This window comes from Dictyobacter sp. Z7_2 (assembly GCF_057551105.1).
On the sequence record NZ_BAAJPE010000001.1, the window covers coordinates 2,497,565 to 2,522,937 of the forward strand.

Sequence of the window (25,373 nt, forward strand, 5' to 3'; positions counted from 1 at the left end):
ATTGGCTGTCAAAAAAATGAGAACAAACCAGCATGAGAGCCTCCTTTGTCACCAGACAGATGTGAGAGCGATGCCTCCTTATAAGGAATTTTTTGTGACAGAGTTGGTTTCCTCATCATCAAACTGATCTTCGAGGGGAAGTTCTCTCCATCCTAAATCACCAAATGTTTCTTGGTGTGGATCGTTCTCAATGTATTCCTGCCATTCTTCGTATGTTAAATTGCTTGCCAGACGTAATTTAGCTTCTCTCTCTAAATTATGCGGCCTCCATTGCCAAATTCGTACAATGGCATCGTCACAGGCTGTCGCTAGATATTTCTTATCACGACTAAATGCGACTGCATAGACTTTGCCATCCTGTGACAGACGTGCAAGCTGTTCTCCTGTAGAAACATTCCATATACTAACGGTATAATCAATGCTCACGGTTGCCAGATATTTCCCTCACTGTCAAACGTTGCAGATACAATGTCATTTTTATGATGGAGATGTTGTAATAATACTCCTGTTGTCATATCCCATACTCGCGCACCTGCGTCATTGTTTATCGTAAGAAGATAACGTGTATTCGGATAAAGGGCGCGTATGCATGTGGAATCTTCGTGACGTAGGACAAGATATGGCTCTTTCGCCTGTGTTTTCCATTGCCAGATGAATACTTTATTCGTGTTATTGGCAGTAATTAAGTACTCATCGTTCTTACTAAAAGCGAGTTCCTTGATATTTTCTACCTGGAAAAGGAAAGCAGGCTCATTCTTTTGTTCTTTCCGTGCCCAGAGAAGTACTTGATCTTGATTGTTTATATATGCGAGATACTCTCCGTTGTGGCTGAAGGCAAGCATGCGAATATCACTATGTATTGGAAGTGTATAAGTGTAGATCTTACCACTTGTTTCCTTTACTTTTATAGAGCCATCACTTGTAACATCAGCTATATAGCGGCCGTCCGAGCTGCGAGGGATAGTATAACGTGAGTCAGGAGCAAAAGCATGGGAGAAATCCCTCAATTCTGTCGCGAAAATGTGAGAGAAGTCCCTCATGCTTTTGAAATGCGCCTTGCTTCCCTACATCTCCTCTGGCAGCGGTGGGCGTACCGATGGCAATGCATCTTTTCGAATAGCTCCAAAGCGTAGGTAATTTTCCCTGCCCAATGCCAGGCTGATATGGTTTGGACTTAGTATGCGGTTCGTATTGGCATCCACATCATTCTGTCCGTCATCTTGCCAGGAACACACCAGACACATCTCGTATTCTTCATGTGTATTCAGCGTTTTCCATCCACAGCACGGACAGCGATAACGCATCCCTTTCCGGGGCGGAGCCTCGATTGAACTTTTCTGGATACTTTCCTTCTCCACATGGGTAACTCTCTTGTGACGTTTTTTGATGAGTGCGATAAGCTCGTCAAGCTCTTGATAGTTATTAGTGAGCGTGAGTGAGGCAGGAGGACGGATCTGTTTATTATCCCGATAGGTGATGAAATACTCTGAGGTAAATCCTTTCTGTATTGCCATAATATCTTTCCAGTGGACGACTTCAACACGATTGTGCCTGATTCTTTTTTTGATCTGGAGAAGCCCTTGTTCGCACACAATGACACGCATGCTCTGAGCTTGTCGGACCATCATGCCGTAAAAAAAGCCTCCCTGAAATAGGACATAGAAACTACCGCATAAAGCAGGCAAGAGAGAAGCGGAGTTGGGATGAGAGATTGGAAGAAGTAAGGAGATCAGGATCACGATGCCTGTGAGAAAGAGAAGCAGACTGATGATGCGCAGGAAGCGAATAGAACTGGGTTTCAATCGATAGATCTCCAAAGGTGTACCAAGCTGATTGATCTCACTCAGTTGATTGTCTTCATTGGAGAATATGTTTGTTGTCTTCATTATTATGAAGTGTTCCTCTCTCGAGCCTCTACTACTCCTGGAGAAAATGGAGCGTATTCCCTTCCACAAGCATCTCCAAAGCCGGGAGGAGTCCTCCTCCCGGCTCTATGGGATGATAATCAATACCAAAGCCACGAATGAGGGCAGCAAAATCCTCTTCATGATTGTCATCAAGCAAGATGCTTTCGCCTGGTTTGAGGGCATGTTTCTCAAGATAATCTGCAAAAAAGAGGCTTCTGCCACTGCCATCCAGATCACCTTTTAATGCGCGTACATCAAACGAATTCAAAATATCATCGACGAGCGTATGGAGCTTGAGGGCGGGAACCGTCCAACGGGTAAAGGTATCCATGTTATCAGTCGCAATTGCGACGCGCATGCCCGCAGCCCGTAACTGTGCAATAAAACGAGGTACTGTCGGCGATACAAACTTCATTGCCTGACAACTTACCGTAAGCTCTTGCAAAACGAGCTCATAGTCTAAGCGATGACGCAGGCACATTTGTTGAAGAATCTCCTCCACTGCAAGTTCTCCACGCATCCATGCTCTTGTTTCAGGGGTATCTTCTGAATGATGAAATACATATGACACTACAGGAGCATGCAGAGCGTGAAGAGGGTGCGTTGGATCTGCCCAATGTTCCCAGAAGAGCGAGGTTGAGAGCGTCTGATACCAGTCGATAAATATGCAACGATAGTGTTTCATCAGTGCTTCTTCACTTTGCGGTGTCATACCATTTTTTGTAGAAATGTCAGTCGAAGACAGGCTCTGGTTCAATTGGGTAGAGACAATACGTATGATGTCACTACGATCATGTACAATGTGTTCTTCTTTACTTCCTAGTTTACCATATTCTCAGGTAAAAAAGGCTCTTACACAGCTTTGGTGAATCTACCTGCTTGCTTTTATTGATACTTATTGAGAAGTCAAACCTCAGCATAGATTCATGGTTGTGTATTAATTACATGATCGAATTGCAGAAACTGGATATTTCGCAAAATGTTCCTCCTTTTACTCATTACCGTGTCTGCAAATAGGTAAGAATGGCTTGAATACCCTGCGCAATAATTTCTGATGGAGGTGTTTGCAACGGATTATTGTCCAGGCGAAGCTTTATGAGCCTCGTGAGATTGCCAATTTCAGTCGGCAGAGAGATGATCTGATTGTGGTCTAGCCCAAGCCACCGTAGCCTTGTGAGGTTGCCAATTTCAGTCGGCAGAGCTGTGATCTGATTGTTGCTTAGCTCAAGTCCTTGTAGAGAGGTGAGGTTGCCAATTTCAGTCGGCAGAGCTGTGAGATGGTTATTGATCAGGTTAAGCCCCAGGAGAGAGGTGAGGTTGCCGATTTCAGCAGGCAAAGCACTGAACTGGTTGGTATCGAGCTCAAGATATTGTAGTTTGGAGAGCTTTCCAATTTCAGCAGGTAATGCGCGGAGCTGGTTGCCAGCCAGGTAGAGCCTTTGCAGACTGGTAAGGTTGCCAATCTCGGCGGGCAGAGATCTGAGCTGGTTGTCGATCATGTCAAGATCTTGCAGGTTGGTAAGATTGCCAATTTCAGCAGGTAGAACACTGAGTTGGTTATTCGGTAGATGAAGTCCTTGCAGGCTGGTAAGATTGCCAATTTCAGCAGGCAGAGATCTGAGCTGGTTGTTTGGTAAATAAAGAAGATGGAGCATGGAAAGGCTGCCAATTGCCGCAGGTAAGGAGCTGAGCTGATTCATATCCACATTAAGATGTTGCAGGCTGGTAAGATTCCCAATCTCGGTAGGCAGGGAGCTGAGCTGATTATCGTACAGATGAAGTTCTTGCAATACGGAGAGGGTGCCAAATTCGGCAGGTAGGGATCTGAGTTGGTTGTTCGATAAAAAGAGCCTTTGCAAAGAGGGATGTTGCCATATCTCCCCGGGAACCTGAGTTAACCCTAATTGGCAGAGATGCAGTTCAATCAGCGATCCCTGTTCGTCATATGTTGTACAGAGCCCTCCTGGCTCGTGCATGCCTTTGCACTTTCCATCAGGGTCCCAATTCTTTAAATATTTTTGAAGTTGTTTCACCAGATCTTGATCGTTTGCCATCGTTCCTCCGTTTAGACGCAAGTAGGCGGATTCACCAAAGCGATGGAAGAACCAGAAGCTCTGTTGAATCACAGAAATCAATGTTCGAAAAAATTGTTAAACGGCATCCTCCGCTGACTTGAACTGTATGAGAAGAGAAAAGAAATGTTCTCGATCCGCCTTATTCTTGATAGAAATCACTTTCTGCCCATACGGTTCAAGATACCTACGCACGAATTCTTCTGTGGGTGGACGGATAATTTCTATTCCATACTTCTCAAGGCGTGCAAGCAACCATTCAGTATGAAGTGACTCCGGGCTCATTTGTTGCTCTTCGAGGCATCTGTTCATTGCCTCTATTAGATCAGGAGGACACTGATTGAAATAGTACTGGCGGCTACTCATTAAGAATGAGATCAGCGACCTGATCCCTGGATAGGGATTGATGCCTCGCAGGCTCTTGGCAATGTGACGACGCACAATGCGATAGGCAGCTGTTCGCCAGGGAATCTCAAGCAGAACAATATAGTCGGCTTGAGCGAGAATGGGATCGTTCCAAATGAGGCCTCCACCCTCTGTAACCCAACCTGAAAGAGAGCTGATTGTGAAGGCATCCTCAATCCAGGCCATATGTTGTGTCCCGTTTTTTTTGCCAAGTATGTCCATTTCGTAAAAAGGGAGATCAAACTTGGTGCCTATTTCTGCTCCGAGCGTCGTCTTCCCACTACCAGATCCTCCCATGATGTGGACTTTGAGCATCATGCGTCCTTTCTGCAGTGGCTTGTTCTCTCTGAAGAGGTGATTGTCTTTTCTTATGGGGATGAGAGGATATCTGCGAGAAATAGCAGGAAAAGAAAACCTCGTATTGCTCTCGAAGGAATGAAAGACAATTCTATGATTGATAAAAATCTTTTCATGATGCAATATACACAAAGGCGAGTAAAAAGTCAAGATGCTCATTGCATGCACGGATATCAGAAGGTTTGCGAGATACCTGGAGAAATTTCGTCTATTGCTTGCTTGACAGAGTGGATGCTTTCATGTATGATGTGCAACACAGTTTCCCTCTTGATTCTGTATTGAATAACTGCATTGGCCTATGCATAAGAACCAGGGCCACCTGTTTATGACACCCCAGCAACTCCTGCACATCTTGGAACCTCTTCCCTACAAAGCCAGATTGTCTTCTCTGATTGATCTCGGACGCCTGTCGGTACAAGATGTTGCTAGCGCTTCCCTCTTAACTGCTTTAGAGCAAGGTGATTTCTATGAACGTTTCCTGGCGCTTCAATCCTGCTATGGAAGTTATGATGGTGAACATGTTGTCCGTGCACTGACTGATCCATCGCGGACGATTCGTCATCTGGCGATCAAGCTGGCACCTATGATCTGTGATGAGGCTCAACTCCGCCGGGCGCTTCATCTGATTTATCCTAAGGAATGCATCCCGTTCCTCTGGAAACTTGCTCAGTATCACCATGCAGACCTGATCGACGTCTTCCTTGGGGATCTCATTGACAAGCGTGATCCCCTGTCACTTTATCTGCTTCCGTTTGGTTCTGCGACGTTGGTGCGTCGCTTTGTTCATGACTTTCAAGCACAATTGAAGCTGATCGATTGGCGTCGTTTGGCGCGTCATCATCCAACGATCGCCTGTGATCTCCTCCAGGAGCAGATCAGCTCATCCACAAATGTTGATTTGCAACTACTGGTGTATGCGAATGCGAGCATGTCGATTATCGCCAAAAAAGCGCCCGATGCCGCTGTGGCATTGGTTACGGCGCTCACGCGCTCTGTTTCATTGCAGCAGATTGCGTTCCATCCTTTGTTGATTTCACGACCTGAGGCCATGATTGATCTGATGATCCGTTCCGACGATCGTCTCGATATTCAATTTTATCAGTTGCAATACGCCTTCAGGCGCAACATAGATAGTGATCTCCTTTTCCGCTTGATGACAAAGTATCCTAGTCTTGATCTGTCTGAAATGGATTTTGAGGATGTGGCGATAGCGACGCGCGTGGCGTTGTACCATGCCTATACTTATCAATTGCGTGATCATCGAGGATGTGTTTCTACGGAGAAGCTCGCTCTTTTACCAGCAGCGGTGAGAGAAGCTGAAGCGCGTCGCCATCTGACGTTGCCAGTTCTCCAGATGCATCCTGATAATCGTTTGCCGTATGTGGCATTTTTGCCGTGGGAGGAAGTACAGACGCTCGTTGCTCCGTATTTGAGGAGTCCGAATGCTGCATTACGTGCAGGCTCAGTCAGTGCTCTTGTGAAAGCCACTTACTATCAGCAGAGTTGCTTGCCTGATGTGCTGATGATGATCAAGCAGCGAGGTCAAGAACAAGATACCGTGCGCGACTCGATGCTCTTTGATCTGGTATCTATTCCGCCTGGTCGTTGGCAGCCAGAGCATCTGGACGATCTGACACAGATCATTTCCAATGCTCTGAACGCTCGTGATATATCTCTTAATACGACGAGCAAATTATATCAACTCGTCTTGAGGCTTCTTCCTCGTTATCCTGCCTGGAGTGCCGGACAACTTGCAACGATCTTCCAGAGGCAAGGACCGAGACACATATCCCCAGCATACTTTCGAGGGCTTTCACATGCTGATGTGCTTTGCGTTGTCGATGTTCTCCAGCGCGTGTTAGAGGAGTGGGAAACACATGAGCAGCATGACGAATTATGGATGATCGCGGAACAATTCAAGCCTCATTTGCGTCTGTTTCCGGGACTGTTCACTGTCTTGGAACGTGTCCTGAAGGGCACATCTTCACCCGACTTTGCTGATAAAATCCTGCCGCTTTTCGTGACCTATCAACCTGCGCATGCTGCTATCTTAATTCCTGATCTGTTGCAGGATGATCCTAGCTGGATTACACGACCAGCTATTTCTGCGTACCTACATACCTATCGCCAGGATCTGCTGACTCCCTTCCTCGGTCAACACAGCTATCAGGGTCGTTTTAGTACCGGTCATGCGATGTTTGTATTCCCTGCGCAGCATGGATTTGCGCGCTGGACCCGTCAACAGCAAGAACTCTTTGCTGAAACGTTGCTGGTTACTATCAAGGAGAACTCCTCGTTTGATCCCAGTCTTCGGTCAGCCATCAAAAAACTGGCGGCTCTCTCAGCTCTTCCGGTGTCTCATATGCTGGTGCTTCTCGATGATGAACGTGAGGTGGTGCGTGATGCAGCTCTCTTCTCTTTGAGCAAGATGGATGCTGGGCAAGGGATGCCGATCTTGTTGCGTACGGTCCATGAGGCCAATACGGGCAATGCTGTTGCTGCCCTGCATGCTCTGTGTCTGTACTTTCCCCCTCCGCAAGCGCTGACGATCTTGCGGCAGATGCCACTGGAGAAAGTACGCATCGCGAAAGAGGTGGTCCGGACTCTGGCACTGTTGCCAGGCGAAGAGGCATATCAAGAATTCTTGTCATTTCGTGAGAAAGTTGTCCATCGTGATGTACGTGTCGCCTTTCTGCGTAGTTTGTGGTATCACCTGGATCGAGATGAGGTCTGGCAGATTCTGGAGCAGGAGACGCATTCCTCCGATAGTGCGATTGTTTTGAGCACCGTTCACATGAGTCTGACCCCGGATGCCCGCCAATATCGACAGCGACGTCAGGGGAACGATCGTTATCGGGCGAAGTTCCGTGCTTTGACATGGAGCCAGGGATGGCGTAACTTCTCTACCTGGATCACGATGAATGCGACTCGTGTCTCAGCTGACAGTCTTGCATATCAAGCGCAACGCCGATTAATGCATCTCTTTGTACTGTTGCTTCAGCATCCGCAACTGGAAGTACGGGCGGCTGTGCTCAAGTACTGTGTACGTGTGGCTGTGGCTGACGATGAGCATACCTTGTTATCGATGCTGCTTCAGGCCATGGATTCCACACATGAGGAGATCTGTGAGGCGGCGGCAGGGGCTGTTTTTAGAAGCTATGTCGTTGGTGATCTTCCCTTTATTGTCGCACGTTTTCAACATCTTCTGCCAAATCGCTCTGCGCTCTACACTTGCGTACACGTTCTCCAAGGAGCAGTGGTCGAAAATCGAAGACGCTTTCTGCCTATCGTGCGAGCTCTCTTGCCTGTGCTGGCGAGCGATCCACTCACGATCAAGCTACAAGTCATGTTGATTGTCACTTCCCTTCCCTGGAGCGAGGTTGGTACATTCTTGTTGGCAGCGACCGCGACTGGAGCACTTGGTACAGAAATCTGCACGCAAGCGAACACTATATTGCTCGCTGAAGGCATGAATCATCCTGATAGCGCGGATATTAGTCAGTTGGAAGCCATGTTGGTAACCAGCGAAGATGAGCGATTGCGACGTATCGCGCTGACGGCCCTGCTATTACAGGTGAAAGGAGCCAAAGGGTGGACACCAGCATGGCAGGAGCGCTTGCGGAACTATCAAAACGATCCAGCATCACTCGTGGCAGCCGAAGCGCAATTTACCTTTCCTACTAACAGCACAGAGTAGCAAACGGCATGCTATTCTGTACGTTCTGCCTTGTTTTGTTTGAGCTGAAAATGTCTTTTTCAGCTCAATGTTGTACTTTATGTTTCCAGAGCGAATTGAAATCCACAATTGTAACAGTAATGATGACTTGCGGGAGGACGATTTCCACAGACGTTACAGACACGTATGAGTTTCTCTGTGGCTATGGGTTCTCCGGCCATTTTTTCAAGGTGTTCCCTGTAGAGATCAACGCACCCATTACAAATAAAGACATTGCCCGGCCCTGCTGTGAGCCGACTGACTTGATCTTGGCGCTTGCTGCAAAAGGAACATGTAGCAAGAACGTTTTTTTCCTGCTTGGTATCTTCCCACATCAACCTTTTGTATTCCTCTCCCGCTTGATATGTTCTCTTGTTATCTCTTATCGAAGAGAAAATATGATCCAATTCTTCTTTTTATTATTATAACATATCGTGCGCACTTATAAAGCTCCATTTGTACAATGGCATTATATTGATCAATATCTCCTCCGCCCCCATCTCAGACTCTCTACGCCATCACTTCGCAATCCTTTCCAAAAAAAGGAAGATGTTCATGCTACTAGCACATTGAGGGAGAGAGAAATAAATCCATGATAGAACATGATAGAATAATACGAAGTACTTTTTGCATATCCATCAAGCCGCCCCTTAAGATCCTCTATGAGGGAGCGTATGTAGATCTCTGTTAAACTGTTCTTGGAGATACAACTGGTATGCTTCATCGATATATTGATGCTGAGAGCGATAGAGCTCAAGGGCTTTATCGCTGACCACCGGAACATCTTGCCCTCTGACCGAGAGAAGATTCAAGGTGTTGTGAGGCCAGACGAGGTGATAGCCTTGATTGAAGAAATATGTGTGGTATCTTTCGTGTGCATCTGGTTCGAGTAATATGATTTCGACCATCATACCTTGCGCATGAAATGCTCGCTTGTGGGGAAAGTGCTTGGCAGGAATGTTTGACAGGTCAGGAGAGAGAGCCAGCCACTGATCCAGCCGCTCAAAATCGGGAGCTGGATACACCAGATCAATATCTTGATGAGATCTTGTAGGGCACATCCCCCACAATTCCTCGGCCCAGCCTCCACACAACCACGTGGCGATCTGAGCCTGAGCAAGTTGGTGCATGATATCCAGGACAAAATCAAATGTATGGTCTGTGGTATTCAACTTCTTTCCTCCTTAGAAAGGGATTTTAGTTCAATTGTTATCGCTATATGTATCCAGAGGCCACCTTACGGTTTTGACAGAACGTAAAGTGATTCCAAGACAGGCAAGGTACTTTCTTTCCTAATACCAAAAACAGCGGAAACTGTGTCAAGTGTTTATGAGAAATTTGCTCCCATGCTTGCCAATTGCTCATCTTTAGATGATCTGCGATTTGGAGCCCTGATGGCTCAACAGATGCCCATAGATAGTATTTCGAAGCGTCTTCTTCGCCAAACCACATCGATTGCGTGGTTCCATCCTTTATGCTCTGTTTCGGCAGGAGTCTGTAAACAGCACTCAACTGCTGCCAGGTTGCCTCATCAAATTGATGGAAATCGAGGCAATACACTCTATCGATGTCTACATTGCCGTGAATATCTGGTTGAACCTCTGTATTATCATAATAGTACATCTGTTTAATTATTCTCTCTTCAACTAAGATACCGCTCATGCTCATGTTCCGCTGCTAACGTTGGCGTCGAGGAGGAATTTCCCAACGCTGCCACTTCTTGCAGCACTGCCTGATTATCGCTGCTCTCAATATCGCTGGCAAAGACCATAATATAGGTTGCACCAAGATTGAGCGCAGCCGTCATATCATCCAACAACGTATCCCCGCTCTTCGTTGTGGCGTTCCTCTGCTCCGAAATGAGCGGCACCTGAAACCATTGATTCGTCGTGAAGCTACGATCTGTCGCCAGACCATTATCCTGCAGCCACAGATGATGTGAAACCGCATAGTCGAGCACCAGCGATTCGCCATAGCCATGCGTCTTGCCAATAAATGACGCGTCAGGCATCAGCACCAGCGGTGTGTGCTGAAAGGATGTGCTGTAGCTGGTGATGATCTGCTGCATCGTGTCCCACCAGACCGGATCTGAATAGCCGATAGCCTGCCAGTCGGCCAGCAGGTTAGGATTATTGGTGCGCGTATCGACCTTGGTCTCGCCACCCGTGCCGATGCCCATCTCGATGGCGCTGATGTGGGGATTGCCGTCGTAGTGAGCGGCGAATGCCTGAATAAAATCTCCGTAGCTCTGGAGGAACTGCGGGTTCCAGTACTGTGGCAGTACGGCGTTGTCGACTTCGGTCACTGACGAGACACCCCGATCGTAGACCCACTGTGGGGTGGCGTGGCCAGAGTTTGAGCTGGGATCCCAACTGGTCCAGCCAGCGGTGGCGACGCGTAGAATGACGTTCTTGCCATTATCGATCCAGGGCTGCATCTGCTGATCGATGAGATCCCAGTTGTATTGTCCTTGTTGTGGTTCGAGTTGGGACCAGTAGTATCCCAGGTATGTGCCTGCGATGGAGGGATTGTTTGCGTCCGTCGAGGAGTTGTGCCCGCTGAACTCGTAGATGCCTTTGAAATTTGGGTCAGCGGGCAGGGTGTTTGGGTGGGCTTTGGCGATTGTTGGGGTGAGCATGAGGGTTATGAATATGAGGATGATGATGAAGATTATGCGATGTGGTATGTGCATTGTATCTGTATCTCCTATAAACCTAATCTTTCTAACACACTTCTAAATATTGCTATTTAAACTAACAGGAATCGTGTCGGCAATCCCCATTGCAGAGGATTACCGGAACGAGTAATGAGACCTTAATACAACTGGCAGTGTTTTTCTCGTAGTGGCGATGCACTCTTCGAGTTGACAGATGCCTTGGCCTGCGAAAGCAGAACCGATTGTTGCCTGAACTGTCGTTGTTGCCAGCTTTTCGATGAAAGCGGCCCAGCGTGTATGAAGCACTGGAAGATGGAAGGTGCCAGCATTGGAACGAAGTCTGGACAACAGCCTTTTTGAGAACCAGCATTGACATCACATTGTCTTCCATTTACATGGCTTTCAATCTAAATGCCAATGCTATGACAAGATGATACTAATGCTATTGCTTGTAAATTACATCCCAATTACTTGGCGCTATGTCCTCTTGTTGAGCCAGGGCGGTGCCATACATATTCTCCATTGCATAACTTCCAATCCAAATGCCTGTTGTTACGGTACCTGCATCTATAGGTCCGGCCAATCCTACTTGCATTATTGCACTACCAAAGAACTGTGCGACCACACCCCCAAGACCAATTATGGCTTTTCCAAGCAATGGAAGTAAAGCACCAGCAAGGCCAACACCAATACCAATGAGCATATACTTCCCCGTTAGGGCACTGGCCTTTTCTGCCATGTCATGAGTTAGTGAATACACCCCTGGCTGAGTTAAGTATGAGAGCGGGGCTTTCGCCTCTGCTGCAAAGCCTTGTGCATAAACCTCTGCGATATCAGCTAAAGCTCCTAGCAAAGCACTTAGTCCAGACATTGATCCAATCATATTCATCCACCAAGGAGCAGTGAGACCACGAGCCCAATCTACAAAATGTTGAAAAGAAGCAGCGGTTGCCAGTGCGTTTTTCTGAACTTGTGCCTCACGACATGTGATATTACATGTATAGTGTCCAGTCGGATCATTCTTCGTTTCCGGATTGTCCTGCACATACGCATATGGATCGAATCCATGTGCATTATCCTGCTTGATATCCGCAGTAATGAAGACTCCCAGTGACGGATCGTAATACCGCGCATTGTAGTAATCCAGCCCAGTCGCATCCGCATATTGCCCCGTATAGCCCTTGTTTGTCCCCATTGTTCCCGCACTATAGAGCTTGTTTCCATAGGGGCCGTAGGCTTGATTGGTGAGGACAGAGGCGGCACTAGGAGTATTATTGAACGTGGCAAGCACACTACCCAATTCGTCAGTTAGATTGAACTGAGTGTTCGTTCCATCAAACTGGCCAATTAATCGTTTATCCAAACTGTAGTAGTACGTGTTGCTGGTACTGTTTCCTGAGCCATCATAATGATGCTCTTCCAGGCCGAACGCATAGGTTGTGATGCTTGTATTTCCACCACTGGTATCCCTGAGCAAGACACGATTACCACTTGCGTCATAGGCATACCATTCCTGACGGTTTTTGGCAGAGCTACTGCTATCTGTACTATTCCATTGCGTCAGATGATCAAGCACATCATAGGAGAGTGTTGTACTGGTATTTCCTGTAGTTCTCGAGGTCATATTGCCCCAGCTATCGTAGCTGGCACTATACGATGCCGTTACTCCTGATGTGATCGAACAAGTGGTCCCGGTCGGATACACGCCCGTCAACTGATGTGGCATGTTGCTATTGCAGTAGAGATACTGCTGTGAGCCTCCCGTTCCATTCAACGGTGCCTGCCAGATCTGGCCCAAGTGGGTGTAGGCATATGTATTGCTATAGCCAGCCCCACTCAGGCTATTCCCTGGCGTTGCAGTTCCACAGGTTCCGTTGCCCGACCCTGGCTGAGTACCGCTATTCCCAGCCCACATCAGACGGTTTTGTTCGTCATAACAGAAGTTCTGAGTCTCACTGCCTCCTGAATTGGCCTGGCTCGATAGAGCAGACTGGATCAGACTAGAGCTGATGACATTTCCAACCGGATCGTAGCTGCGGCTGGTACTGAATACAGTGCCGCTTGCTCCACTGCCACTTTGCCATGTAACTGTTGTTCCGGTCGGGCGTTGATCACCATCATAGGAAAGCTGCTCATCCGCCAGCGCGGTACCACTTGCTGTCTGGAAGCTGATATCGCTAATCAAGCCACCTGCATTGTAAGAAAGGCTGGCGAGATTCGCAACTCCGGTATTGTTGTTGCTCAACCCAATGAGCGTACCCGTTGTACCATCATATGCCTGACTAACAGTATAGCCGATCTGGCTGCCAGCATGTGTCTGGGTCGTCATTAGCTGGTCATTATCATTGTAAGTCTGCGTCTCCAGATAGGTTGGTAAAGATGTGGTTATGTTCCAGTTACCTGGATTGCTTATACTCTCGTTAGTTGCGATCGTATGCCCGCGCTGATCGTACTCAAATTGCTCGGTTGCAGCGACCGAACTGCCATCAGGATAGTAGGTCGTGGCGATGCTCTGACCCAGTTTCCCGGTGATGTAGTTGGTCGTCCTTGACAGTTGCAGGTAGCTGGTATCATAACTATTCTGCACCAGAGGGTGACTGCCACTGCTGCAACTGCCAGATCCATTCGTGGTTGGTGCCGCATCCTGGATACAACGCGCTCGTCCCAACAGATCATAGCTAATACCGAGGGTGCGTGTTCCAGAAACATCAGTGATCTGACGTCCATCGGCATCATAGGTATACGTATGGCTTCCACGGTCTGGATCGTTCAGGCTGGTCATACGACCTAAATCATCATAGGTCGTCGTCGTCGTCACCCTCGTTACGTTCTGTCCTGTTTGGGGTGTCAGATCAGTAACCATGACTGAAGTTGGCTTATTCAGTACGTTGTACTGCATCGTCGTAAGTGTGTTGCCCGTGAGCGTCCCACCGTAGCTACCTGTGTAGGCCAGGGTATAACGGATACGAGGAGTCTTCTCATTGGCAGGGGTATCCTTCTTGTCGGGTGATGCATCTTTATAGTTGTCAAGTGCATCAGTATAGGTATCCTGCACATGCTTGTTGGCATCAATGCTCGTTGCTACTTCATAGGTATTACTATCGCTATTGAGCCAATTCAGTGTACTCAGGCTATAGATGGTACGCGATTGATTGCCCAGTGGGTCAGTAATCGAGATGGCACGACCTAGCGGATCCGTTATCGTGATGGTACCGGTGGGTATGTTACCCTGATCATCTTTCGCAGTGAAAGGATCGACCCAGCTGCTGCCATTTGCGACACGGAACGATTCACTCACAAACTTGGAGTCGTTCCATTCATTGTAGACAGTAAATGTGACGATGTCATGCGTTGCATCCAGCGGTTTGCGCGTCTCGGCCTCGTGTCCTTGAGCATCGTAGAAAGTACGCGAGACAGCACCAGGGTAGAGCGATGACCCGTTATCAATCTCGTAGCAGGATACCTTACTTGCAAAGACACAGGTTGAAAAGGTGCTGGACTGTGACGTATAGGAACCCGTTTCCCCTGGTTTCTTAGTCTGCAACGTCTGATTTCGATTACTATCTATGCCGTACGCTACATTCGTCGTTTGCCCAGTAATATCCGTGCTACTGATTGGCATATGTCCTTGCGTGTCGTCATAAGCCGCGCTACTAGTCTGTGCAAGCACATTCTGCTGGCTGATGGCTTGAGCAGCATAACTATCATAGACGGTGCAGGTGGTGTAATGCCCTTTCGTCCAGGATGATGACAACACGGAAGGGGTTGTTGCAAGCGTGCAGCCATTGCTGCTATACAGGCTATTATTGGCTACACCAAAGGCATCCACAGTTCCCACGGTATTACCAAAACCATCGTAGGCATTATAGGTTGTGAGAGCAGTACTACTTTGATGGCTACAATCACTATAGGTCTTGACCGTTGTTGCATCGCCTGCCGCTGGCGTATGAATACCCGAAACGCCCTCATCATAAGTTGTATCCTGGCACTGCCAGATATGACCAGAGGCATCATCGATTTCGCTGTGCTTCACTTTATCGACGGTATAATAGGTAAAGTTACTACCTGACGAATTGTTGGTTGCATACGTCAACTTCTTCGTAATTGTGGGAGCATTTGAGCTGGTTATTTGCTCCTGGAGCAGGTTGTGATACCCACTTGTTTGCAGGCCGCCAGAGGTGTTGTAGTCGTCATAGGTATCAGTCGTCTGGACCCAGGGAGCCGAGGTGTTTGCGGTTCCGGCCTGATCATAGGTAGTCGTTTTGCTAAAGGCCTTGACGATTTCACAAGGCGTGTAGACATTGTCCACACTCGTATCCACACAGGCAGTGCTGTAGGCAGAGGTCCCTGATGGCAAGAAGTCGGAGGTGCCACTGTACTGGTTGACGGTCTCTCTGATCAGTTGTCCGTCGTTCTCACCATCACCCGAATACATATCATCTTTGATCATCTGACCCGATTGATAATTCTGGGCATCGGATTCGGGGGTGCCCCAGGATTCAGGCGTGTAATAGGTCTGTACTTCGAGATTGCCACTTGGTGGAACAGTATACACTTTAGCAAATCCATGGAACTCACCGTGATAGAAGTCTTGCCAGTCCTGATCCGTATTGCCATCTGTTGTACCGGGAATAAAGGTATCAAAGACACAATCATTCTGGCCTGCTGGCAAAGGACTCCCTTTAGCAGGGTAACAGAAAGGGCCATTGCCGCTAAAATCGTTCTTGTAGTTGCCCCAGACACCAAGTGTATAGGTATAGTTGTAGGTGGCCGGCTGCAGATTAGGATCGCCGCTATCTTTGCCCAATGCCTCCCGGTTGGTCACCACCTGCACTGACCAGGTCTCATCATCTGGATGGGCATAGTTGCCGGAACAGCGTTTGCTGGTGTCGCTATTCTTGGCCTGATTGGTACAGTAGAAAGGATCGTGACGATCATCGATAACGACGCCATTGTTATCCATCACATAGGGCGTCCCATGAGTGTTGCTATAAGCTGTCTGGTAGTCAACGCTTTCACCAATATTCGTATTTAGATCGACGTAATAGTTCAGGTATTGCCAGTTCGTTTGCAACTGGTATTGCGTCGAGCCATCGTTGGCTGTTTCCTGGCTGTCGTAGTATGTATTCTGAAGAGGGACGTAGCTAAATGCAATCTGCTTCAGGGGGTAGGCTGTACCGCCGAGATATTGGATTGGAGTAATATCGGTCAACAGATGTTCTCCTGCCCAATACTGGTAGTCAAGCGTCAAGGGGTCCTGATGCTCGGAAAAGGGTGTATCCAGATAGTCGAAGGTGTAGCCATAGGCTAGATGTTTTGCGTGATCGCTTCCTACATAGCTGGTGATGCCTTGCAGGGAGAACGTGCTCATCACCGCTGGTGAAGGATAATTAGAATTGTAATTCACCGGATCGTCGCAGCGTAACGTCGTTTTTTCAGGTGGTTTCACGGTATTCTGACCTGTGGCGTCTTTACAGTTATAGTTCGTGCCATAGGCAGTAATCCACGAGGGCGAGGTACCTGAAGGCACTGAGGAGGAAGATGGGACCGTAGGGGCACGATACTGGAAATCAATGGTCCCAACTATCATGGTCGTACTCGGAGATGTCGATGGATCCACCGTTTCGTAGACGACCTGTGCCATCACAGCGTCACGCACCGTATCATAACCCGTCGTAGCGCTGTTCTTATCTTGGAAGTAGGAGATTTTAATCTGTTTGCTGGGCGCATTAGGTCCGTTGCGAGGTGCAACGATGCGACTAAGATCCCATCGATAGGTCGATTTTGTGTCCGTACTGTCCGTAACGTATTGCAAAGAATCGGAGGTACAGCCATATTCATAATAGTTTCCTGAAACACCCCAGACATGGAAACAGCTCGGTGTATCGGTTGTGCTACTCATATTCAGGCCGAGAATTTTTTCATGGGAAAGATGCTCGGTATAGAAGTAGCCCACATTATTGGGGTCAGGGATGAGCATATCGCTGACCCCATCTGGCCCACTTAAGAAATAGCGGGTTTGTGCATTACCATTCGCACTGTTATCAGAATAGTTTTCAGCCGTAATCGATCCCATCCCCAGGGTCCACCCATCTCCCATATTATCTGCCGGTGCCAACTGGCTATGGCGTCCGTTAGGCATGGCTGACGAATAATTGAATGCCAGTTGTGGCGTAAAGCCTCCAGGACCTGGTGGCAACTGCATCGGATAACTATAGGTCAGATTACCAGAATTGCCCTGGACGGAGGCCAGGTGGGGCTTGGGTGGTTGTTGCACCGTAGGCACACTGGCAAGCGCAAAGATACTGGCGCTTGTCATCACACTGCTTTGAGCCGTCAAGGTGTGCGTCTTCGCATTGTTGGTCATACGAATGCTGAGGCCCGTTGTGGGCTTGTTCGCCTTGCGTGCAGCAGATAGCAATCCGGGCCAGGACAGGATCACGCGACCAGGATCAATGCCCAGCGCTTTGAGTTCTCCCGGCTGGTAGTGATAGACGATCGTGATGGGACGGCGTGCTGTAATACCCTGAACAGCATGCCCCTGCTGATCGAGTACGCTCAAGGTATAGGTTCCCAACACACTGCTCACACCGGCATAGTGACCGGAATTCTGCGTCACCTGCAAGGTCAATCCGCTTGTTGCTATCCCCGCCGGTGCAGTGCCATTGACCAGACGCGCACTCGTAACATTCAACGTGCCGGGTGTCACCTGCACTTCGAGGTGCTGATCGCTGCCAATCTGTGTCAGGGGAGTTCCCGTCTGGTTAGCGCCGAGAAATGTGGGTGCCAGCGACAGGCGTATAGGTTTCATCTTCGCCGGTTGTACACTTGGCAAGTTCTTCGCCGTACTCTTTTTCTTCGATTGTGTAGAAGCCAGAGCCGCCTTTGTTGTCGGTTTCGTGAGCTGACGGACAGGTGTCCTATTGGCTTGCGGAGTGCTGTGCGCCAGCTTCATGAATTGCTGGTACGTGGTTACGCCTTTTGCGGGTTTCTGAAGGGTTGCGGCGAAGGCTTTTGAGGCTGGAAATGGTCCATTCCCCAATAGGATGGTAAACAAAATAATACTAATCATTACTACAGAGAAAATGCTCCACAGACGTCGGAAAGGGCGTCGACGTGGTGGTGGAGAGATCGACCGAAAATCGTCAGGGAAAGAAGATAGATCCTGATGACCGGACATAGTTTTGTCTCCTTGTAGGTTTCACTGTATAACACTTGCACGTGTGATGCCTTCGGCTCCAGATAACGCAATTTGGAGGAGTCGTATTAACAACGCTATGGAAGATTTTCAAAATGGGCATCTTCATTCTGAAGGGAACACAGAGAAAATCTCTATGCCATTTCCAAGTATAGCGATAAGGCCACGCTTTTTATATATCGCGCCATGTCGTTTTGAGGACGATACTATGTCGAGTTGAAGACGATATTATCGTGTTGCAGTGTCTTCTTGCATTTTTTTATTTATTTTGTCAATTTATTGCGGTTTTGCACTATTTTTGATAGGCATAACCCGACTCTGAACAGATACTGGCTTGAGGATACTCGTTCTCAACGTGCCTACCACTGTTGGGGCATTCTCTTTCCAAATGTGCTGGCCGCAGGACTCCTTGGAATCATCCTTGTAAGTTCTCTACAGCCTCCCTAATGGCGATGGCAACATCGAGAAAAGCCTTATCGCGATTCGTCCACAGGGTAACAGGTTTTGCTGCTGTGGGAACACATTGAAGATGAGCGAAAGGAGCTTTTTGCCAATCGGCTGGACGCAGAATCACAGGTATAACACGTGCTTCTCCTGCTGCATGACGTGCCAATGCACGTTGCATCTCGTTTCCATAACAGTAGTCGGAAGCTAGAAAATCTGAGCTAATGAGTAGCAAGATAATCGTTGCGCTCATGAGATGGGTATCACTCAGTTGCTTCCAATTTGTGCCAGCCACAATTTTGCGATCATGCCATTCTGTAATCACTCCTTGTTGCCGTAACACGCTTAAATGTGTTTCCAGCCCTTGACGAAGTCGCTCATCACGGTGTGCATAGCTATAAAAGAGCTTGATTGGTTGTGATGCGATTTGCATCATTTGTTTGATTCTCCTCAAATTTTACGCACTAGCATATTGTTGCATTAATAATTCAAAGTCGAGCTGATGCCAGATTTTGAGTTCTGAAAGGCATAACGTTGACTGAGATGAAAAAAGAAGAGGCGCTGTATTTGAAAGGACATCGACAATCCTATTCGCTAAACCAGAATCACTTCGGCGTACTTGACGACAACTCATTCCTGAGAGAAGAATGCGTGATGGAAGAGACGCTTGATCATGTGCTTGTGGGGACGCAAGCGAAAAGCCAAGGAGAAAAGGATCTCTTCCATCACGCGTATCACGATCATGGAACATTTGCGTTACCGCCTGGCGCACCACCTCGTTTTCTCCTTGCAATGCAGCTTCTAATGGTTCAATCATATGTGTATCTTGAAGTGATGGGATGATGGCTTCTTGTAGTGTCTTACCAGCCTCTTGATACACACAATGAAGTAGTAAGACAGACTCCTGTGCTGTCCATACGAGTTGATGTCGCGTGACCCACCCTTGCTTTTCGCCCATAAATTGAGCTAAAGCCCAGAATACCTCGGCATTTTTTTCATTTTGAAAGCAGGAAGACAAAGGAAATGCTTTTGCGAGATCATGAAAAAGCGACTGACGTTGTTTCTTACGAGCAGATATCCCCCTGGTTTCTTCATCATATTGCTGTAAGGCCCAGGCTGCGGCATCCTGTACTTCCTCATTATCATCGTTGGCTAGTGCTTGATAGAGCACTTCTTCGCTCTCAGTCGTCCGTGCTAATCCCAGCGACTTTGCCGCTTCGGCTCTGACTGATTCATCTTCATCTGACTGCAAGCTTTGGCAGAGTGCCGCTGTTGGTATACCATTTCTGAGTTGCCCAAGTGCCCAGGCAGCGGCTTGCCGGACCAACCAATCTCGATCGGAAAAAAGTACATCGATAAACAGCGGAAGAGGAATCTGCATTGGATGCTTTCCCAGTGAGCGAATGAGTGCTTCTCGAACGGTCATATCACGTTCATGCGTTAACACTCGAAGTAGTGGTTGCAATGGAAGATTTGAACGATTGCCAATCGCTTGCGCAGCAGCAGCTCTTACATCCCAATATGGATCGCTCAATGCGAGCAACAAGACAGGAAGTGGTGAATGATCACCAAGTCCGCCAAGAAGATCAATGATATTGACCCTTACTTGATCAGTTGCCTTTTGTAATAATTGAAGCAGGAGGGGAAGTGCCTGTTGGCGCTCTTCGTAAGTAGCTTCATTTAATGCATGCAACCATGTGAGACATGCTGACTCATTGAAGCCACCTATTTCATCACACAACTCATTCTTTGTTGTGAATGATACGTGATCGAATGGTGATGAGGATTGTTCCTCACACTCTCTCCACCACGGAAACAAGGAAATGGGATCGGTATGCTGCTCTCGCTGCTCAAAAAATTCCTGACCTGAAACAAAACTCATTGTGAATCCTCCTTTTTATATGATGAGATTGCATACTACATCTCTTACTTACCGTCCCATTCTTTTAAATGGGTTCGTAACATTTGTAATCCTCGAGTGCGGTCCTGATAAACAGCGCTTCTTGATCGTCCGGCTTCTTTCGCAATATCGGGCATTTTCTTCTCATCTATATAGTGGGACCTGATCACATTTTGTTCATTTTTTGGCAACGCTTGTACTGCCTGTAATAACTTATGGTTCAATTCATCATGCAGTATAATATTTTCTGGCAAGAGTGCTCTCATCTCGTCTGTGATAGGAGTTGCATAATCTTTTTCTGGGGAATCGTCTATAGATGATATCTGTGGACTATTTTGATGACGTTTAATAGCATCCGCGCACACACAGAAAGCGATTTTTCGAAGCCAGAAAAATGGATTAGTGATTGCATCAGGATCTCCATTTTTTAATGTCCGGTGGGCTCTAGCAAATACATCTGCCAGGAGATCTTCTGCTTCTTCTCCATGGTAGGTAGTCTGCTGATATATATACGCCAATAAAGGAGAACGGTATAATTGAAACCATTGATCTAAAGGAGAGGTTTCTTCGTTCGATTCGTATCTAAGCATGTCTTGTTGCTCCTCTTCTACTAAGCGCCTTCTTAGTCTCTTGATCCTATATTTCCTTGATTCACTTCTAGCAGATATAATATAGTGGAAAATATGCACTATAATTACTCTCAGATATAATTGTTGCAAAATATGTATATGTAGAAATATGGCTTAAGGAATGAAATATTCTTCCCTTATTTGACTCTCCTGATATCTACAGCATACAATGAATCTTTTCCCTCTTTTACTTTGGTTATATCTTTATCCGTGTTCCCTTTGCATGTCTGCCTAAGTGTATAAATAGTCAGTTTCTCGATAGCATTTGTCCTTTATCTCACCATAGACAGGACTAAATTCCTGTTCAGTTCTATAGGGCGGAAATATTACTGTGGCTGAATCACCACACATTTCGGCTTTTACTCTTCGTGTTTACGATCTATCATTGGCAAAATACCTCTTTTATGATCTTCTCCTGCCTTTTGTGCCTTGTATAAAACTACCATTAAAGAGCAAGTTACTTGATCCGGGATTATTGGTAGATGGAGTCGTAGTGTCATGAGGCAAATAACACTTGGCATTGACGCGTCCCCAGATATACTGTAGAGTATGAAGTACCACTACTGCTTTTCAGGGAGGCTTACATGCACAACGTGGTTTACATACTATCGGGGAATAATCTCATATATAGCCTTATTCTCATCATCGGAGCAACGCTCCCATTTGTTTTTCTGCTGACAAGCATCATCATTATGATAAAAACAAAAACGACTTGTCTGCCTCACTCCAGGCATGGGGGAGAATTTCAACAACGCCTTGCGACAGGTCTTGTTGCTCTTGCCTTACTTGTCTGCTTTGTTCTTGGTATGTACCTGTTGCAAGCGTCTCAATCGCCGATGCTTCTGGTGTTGCGCCTGGGTATCTTCCCTGGTCTTGTTCTGGGCATCCTCTTAGGGATCTGGGCGCAAGCGATGTCAGTACAAATGAGCCTCTATGGTGCCATCTATTCTCTCCTTATGAGTCCTTTGATCCTCTCCTTGTATATCAAAGCGAGGCAAGCAGGTGAAACGTTCCACTTTTTAGAGAAGAACGTGCTCTTGCTCACTAGCTCGACCTGCGTTTGTGAACGATCTTCTCAGGAGGCTGCTGTCAGTTGGGCGATATCGAGCTGATCCACATCGCGAGCCAACATTGCTTTGTACGCAAGCAGCTCATCCTTTGGCATGACCATCACATTCACTCCGTAGAGATACAGAGGAGTAGATGCGAGAAAATCGATATGATGCTCTTCCCAGCGATTATCACGATGGTTGTAGAAACGCGGTTGGGTGGTCGCCTCGCCAATTTCAATCTGCATTCCTCGATAGTCCAATGCCAGATAGATGATGTCCCAGGAAGCGCTCAGATGCGGCGACCACTCGCGAATGAGGTAAGGATGGATTTCCTTCATGAATTCCTGGAAGTGTGGACTCTCCTGCAACGCCGCATAGAAGTCGATATCTACGAGCGGGCGTGTTGCCCCATATGCTTTCGCAGCCATTCCCCCACAGATCTGGTAGGGGATTTCGTAACGCGTGAGGAGAGAGACAATCCAACGCAGTGCCTGACCAATCTTCTCTTGATCAGTGGTCGCTTCAATCATGACCTGTTTCCTTTCAGTGAGGAAGGCTGCCTGGGGCCATTCCAAAGAAGAGATTACACGTGATTTCTCTCATTGTCCACTCCTCCATTCACCGAATTACAAGCTTTTTGCGTGAGAAGCTTCTCCCTATGATCTTTTCTCCCTCCACTTTTCAAGCTCTTTACAAAACAAATACTATCAGCTACAATTTTGTATATGAAAATAATAAAGGCGTATCTTGCGTATCTTGCCTGCTATTTAGTATCAGCGGATGCTTGCTTGCTGATGTAAGTACACATGGCGCACACCTTCTGATCAGAACAAGATGAGTGGCACAAAGCCACCCGGGATAGATGCTTGCCTTTGTTGTTTCAGTGAGTCTGAGCTTTAGCCACACATTGTAATACGTGGTTTCTGCGGAAACCGGTTACCGCTCTGACGATGCTAAGAGGTCGTCTCCTTTGCGGGAATACGGTGAAAACAGGCCATTACTCATGGAAGAGTAAGCAAAGATTTCTGCGAATAGAAAGGAAACAAGGACGTGAAACCCTCAAAAACAGGTGCGCAATACCTCCCCGCGCACAGTTGGAGAATCATACTGGCACTCGTAGGTACGTTGTGTCTTGTGGCAAGCACTTTTGGCCCTGTCAATCTATTTGGCGCTATGACAACGCCAACGTTGGCTGCTGGATCATTGCCATGCGACATTTACGCGTCAGGCAGCACGCCCTGCGTGGCGGCCCATAGTACAGTACGTGCTCTATACGGTGGCTATAATGGGAGCCTGTACCAGGTCAGACGTGCCTCGGATAACGCCACAATGAATGTTGGCGTACTCTCTACTGGAGGCTATGCTAACGCTGCGGCGCAAGATTCGTTTTGCGCGGGCACGAGCTGCGTCATCACGATCATTTACGATCAGTCCGGGCGTGGCAACAACCTCACGCAAGCACCTCCCGGCGGATTCTCTGGTCCGGCTGCGGGCGGATATGACAATCTGGCGTACGCGACGGCTGCACCGATCACGGTGAATGGTCACGAGGCGTATGGTGTCTATGTGGTCCCTGGCACTGGCTATCGCAATGACAACACCAACGGCATCGCGACAGGGGACAATCCAGAGGGCGAATATGCGGTCGTTGACGGCACGCACTATAACCACGGGTGCTGCTTCGACTACGGCAACGCCGAGACCGACGCCCATGATGATGGCAATGGCACGATGGAGACCATTTACTTTGGGAAGGGCGATGGTACCACGAATACTGATGGTGGTCCGGGCAGTGGTCCCTGGGTGATGACCGACCAGGAAAACGGGCTGTTCTCTGGTGTCAACCCTGGATACAACAGTGGCGATCAGACCGTCTCATCTCGCTTTGTGACCGCGATGATGAATGGTGGCCCCAATCTCTGGGCCATCAAGGCGGGCAATGCTCAATCCGGCGGCCTGACCACTATGTATAGTGGACCACGCCCCAATGTCCCCGGCTATAACCCCATGCGCAAAAAGGGGGCTATCATTCTGGGCATCGGGGGTGATAACAGTAACGGTGCTGCTGGTACCTTCTACGAAGGCGTCATGACTTCCGGCTACCCTTCGGACGCAACCGAAAACGCGGTGCAGGCCAGCATCGTCGCCGCTGGCTATAGTACCAGTGCTGAGAACGGAACAAGCGGGGCGATTCATGCGCCCGGCGGCAAATGCGTGGATGTGCAGGCAGCTAACTCCGCCAATGGGACACCAGTACAGCTTTACACCTGTAATAATACCAATGCCCAGAACTGGACTGTGGCCGCCAATGGCACACTTCAAGCGCTGGGCAAGTGCCTGGATATCATTGGAAATGGAACTGCGCCAGGTAGCAGGCTTCAGATCTGGGACTGCAATGGTGTTGGTGGTCAGCAGTGGGTTCCCCAGGCCAACGGCTCATTGTTCAATCCCCAATCGGGTATCTGTCTAGACGATCCTTCGGGCAATACAGCCAATGGCACGCAGTTGCAGGTCTGGACCTGTAATAATCTCTGGCCTCAGGTCTTCCAGCTTCCGAGTCAGCCACTCATAGGCGCAATAGGTGCGCCCGGCGGCAAATGCGTGGATGTGCAGTCATCTAACTCGGCCGATGGGACACCAGTGCAGCTTTACGACTGCAACGGCACCAATGCACAGATTTGGACAGTCGTACCCAATGGCACACTTCAAGCATTGGGCAAGTGCCTGGATATCATTGGAAATGGAACTGCACCAGGTAGCAGGCTTCAGATCTGGGACTGCAATGGTGTTGGTGGTCAGCAGTGGGTTCCCCAAGCCAACGGCTCATTGTTCAATCCCCAATCGGGTATCTGTCTGGACGATCCTTCGGGCAATACAGCCAATGGCACGCAGTTGCAGGTCTGGACCTGTAATAATCTCTCGCCCCAGGTCTTTCAGATTCCCTGAGTTTGTGGAAAGTATACTTAATTGTAGTTCATATCTACGCGTCGCTTGTCTCGTTCCACGATCGACATCACATAGCGTGGCGAGCGACGTGT

Annotated in this window: 18 protein-coding genes; 3 read left to right on the forward strand and 15 right to left on the reverse strand. The window is 48.0% G+C overall.

Annotation, left to right across the window (positions count from 1 at the left end):
* Positions 1-78 precede the first annotated feature (78 nt).
* From AC27N8_RS09950 to AC27N8_RS09975, 6 genes are all read right to left on the reverse strand, one after another.
* Complete coding sequence (locus AC27N8_RS09950; RefSeq protein WP_487066477.1) at positions 79-426, reverse strand: WD40 repeat domain-containing protein; 348 nt, start codon at positions 424-426, stop codon at positions 79-81.
* Complete coding sequence (locus tag AC27N8_RS09955; protein ID WP_487066479.1) at positions 423-1,040, reverse strand: WD40 repeat domain-containing protein; 618 nt, start codon at positions 1,038-1,040, stop codon at positions 423-425. Before AC27N8_RS09955 ends, AC27N8_RS09950 begins: the two co-directional genes overlap by 4 nt.
* Positions 1,041-1,064: 24 nt before the next feature.
* On the reverse strand, positions 1,065-1,886 hold the full coding sequence (locus tag AC27N8_RS09960) for a DUF6585 family protein (protein WP_487066481.1): 822 nt from the start codon (positions 1,884-1,886) through the stop codon (positions 1,065-1,067).
* A 31-nt stretch (positions 1,887-1,917) separates the two neighbouring features.
* A complete protein-coding gene (locus tag AC27N8_RS09965; RefSeq protein WP_487066483.1) occupies positions 1,918-2,592 on the reverse strand; it encodes an HAD family hydrolase in 675 nt (224 codons plus the stop codon).
* Between the two features lie 313 nt (positions 2,593-2,905).
* Positions 2,906-3,961, reverse strand: coding sequence for a leucine-rich repeat domain-containing protein (locus AC27N8_RS09970; RefSeq protein WP_487066485.1), 1,056 nt, complete (start codon positions 3,959-3,961; stop codon positions 2,906-2,908).
* A 96-nt stretch (positions 3,962-4,057) separates the two neighbouring features.
* Positions 4,058-4,702 carry a P-loop NTPase family protein gene (locus tag AC27N8_RS09975; RefSeq protein ID WP_487066487.1) on the reverse strand — a complete coding sequence of 215 codons (645 nt, stop codon included), beginning with the start codon at positions 4,700-4,702 and terminating at the stop codon, positions 4,058-4,060.
* A gap of 364 nt (positions 4,703-5,066) precedes the next feature.
* On the opposite strand from AC27N8_RS09975, the gene AC27N8_RS09980 reads away from it, so the two are divergent.
* The gene (locus AC27N8_RS09980) at positions 5,067-8,438 is read left to right on the forward strand and encodes a HEAT repeat domain-containing protein (RefSeq protein ID WP_487066489.1); all 3,372 of its coding nucleotides are present in this window, start codon (positions 5,067-5,069) and stop codon (positions 8,436-8,438) included.
* A 77-nt stretch (positions 8,439-8,515) separates the two neighbouring features.
* Here AC27N8_RS09980 and AC27N8_RS09985 read toward each other — a convergent pair whose 3' ends face one another.
* The 8 genes from AC27N8_RS09985 to AC27N8_RS10020 all read right to left on the reverse strand — a co-directional run bounded on the left by AC27N8_RS09985 (position 8,516) and on the right by AC27N8_RS10020 (position 21,244).
* Positions 8,516-8,791 carry a ClpX C4-type zinc finger protein gene (locus tag AC27N8_RS09985; RefSeq protein WP_487066490.1) on the reverse strand — a complete coding sequence of 92 codons (276 nt, stop codon included), beginning with the start codon at positions 8,789-8,791 and terminating at the stop codon, positions 8,516-8,518.
* A gap of 315 nt (positions 8,792-9,106) precedes the next feature.
* On the reverse strand, positions 9,107-9,628 hold the full coding sequence (locus AC27N8_RS09990) for a nucleotidyltransferase domain-containing protein (protein ID WP_487066492.1): 522 nt from the start codon (positions 9,626-9,628) through the stop codon (positions 9,107-9,109).
* Between the two features lie 43 nt (positions 9,629-9,671).
* Positions 9,672-10,118 (reverse strand): hypothetical protein, encoded by a 447-nt coding sequence (locus AC27N8_RS09995; RefSeq protein WP_487066494.1) that lies wholly within the window; start codon positions 10,116-10,118, stop codon positions 9,672-9,674.
* On the reverse strand, positions 10,099-11,148 hold the full coding sequence (locus tag AC27N8_RS10000; RefSeq protein WP_487066496.1) for a beta-galactosidase: 1,050 nt from the start codon (positions 11,146-11,148) through the stop codon (positions 10,099-10,101). Before AC27N8_RS10000 ends, AC27N8_RS09995 begins: the two co-directional genes overlap by 20 nt.
* Before the next feature lie 406 nt (positions 11,149-11,554).
* Positions 11,555-18,292 (reverse strand): RHS repeat domain-containing protein, encoded by a 6,738-nt coding sequence (locus tag AC27N8_RS10005; RefSeq protein WP_487066498.1) that lies wholly within the window; start codon positions 18,290-18,292, stop codon positions 11,555-11,557.
* 433 nt (positions 18,293-18,725) lie between these two features.
* Complete coding sequence (locus tag AC27N8_RS10010) at positions 18,726-19,190, reverse strand: toll/interleukin-1 receptor domain-containing protein (RefSeq protein WP_487066500.1); 465 nt, start codon at positions 19,188-19,190, stop codon at positions 18,726-18,728.
* Positions 19,191-19,211: 21 nt separating this feature from the next.
* Entirely contained in the window at positions 19,212-20,636 is a 1,425-nt protein-coding gene (locus AC27N8_RS10015) for a HEAT repeat domain-containing protein (RefSeq protein ID WP_487066502.1), read from the reverse strand.
* Positions 20,637-20,680: 44 nt separating this feature from the next.
* Positions 20,681-21,244, reverse strand: a complete 564-nt coding sequence (locus tag AC27N8_RS10020) for an RNA polymerase sigma factor (RefSeq protein ID WP_487066504.1) — start codon at positions 21,242-21,244, stop codon at positions 20,681-20,683.
* A 623-nt stretch (positions 21,245-21,867) separates the two neighbouring features.
* On the opposite strand from AC27N8_RS10020, the gene AC27N8_RS10025 reads away from it, so the two are divergent.
* On the forward strand, positions 21,868-22,395 hold the full coding sequence (locus AC27N8_RS10025; RefSeq protein WP_487066506.1) for a hypothetical protein: 528 nt from the start codon (positions 21,868-21,870) through the stop codon (positions 22,393-22,395).
* On the opposite strand, the gene AC27N8_RS10030 is transcribed toward AC27N8_RS10025, so the two are convergent.
* On the reverse strand, positions 22,359-22,865 hold the full coding sequence (locus tag AC27N8_RS10030) for a hypothetical protein (RefSeq protein WP_487066508.1): 507 nt from the start codon (positions 22,863-22,865) through the stop codon (positions 22,359-22,361). The genes AC27N8_RS10025 and AC27N8_RS10030 overlap by 37 nt on opposite strands.
* Positions 22,866-23,385: 520 nt before the next feature.
* Between AC27N8_RS10030 and AC27N8_RS10035 the strand changes: the two genes are divergently transcribed.
* Positions 23,386-25,281: an arabinofuranosidase catalytic domain-containing protein gene (locus tag AC27N8_RS10035; protein WP_487066510.1), complete on the forward strand. Its 1,896-nt coding sequence runs from the start codon at positions 23,386-23,388 to the stop codon at positions 25,279-25,281.
* Positions 25,282-25,373 lie beyond the last annotated feature (92 nt).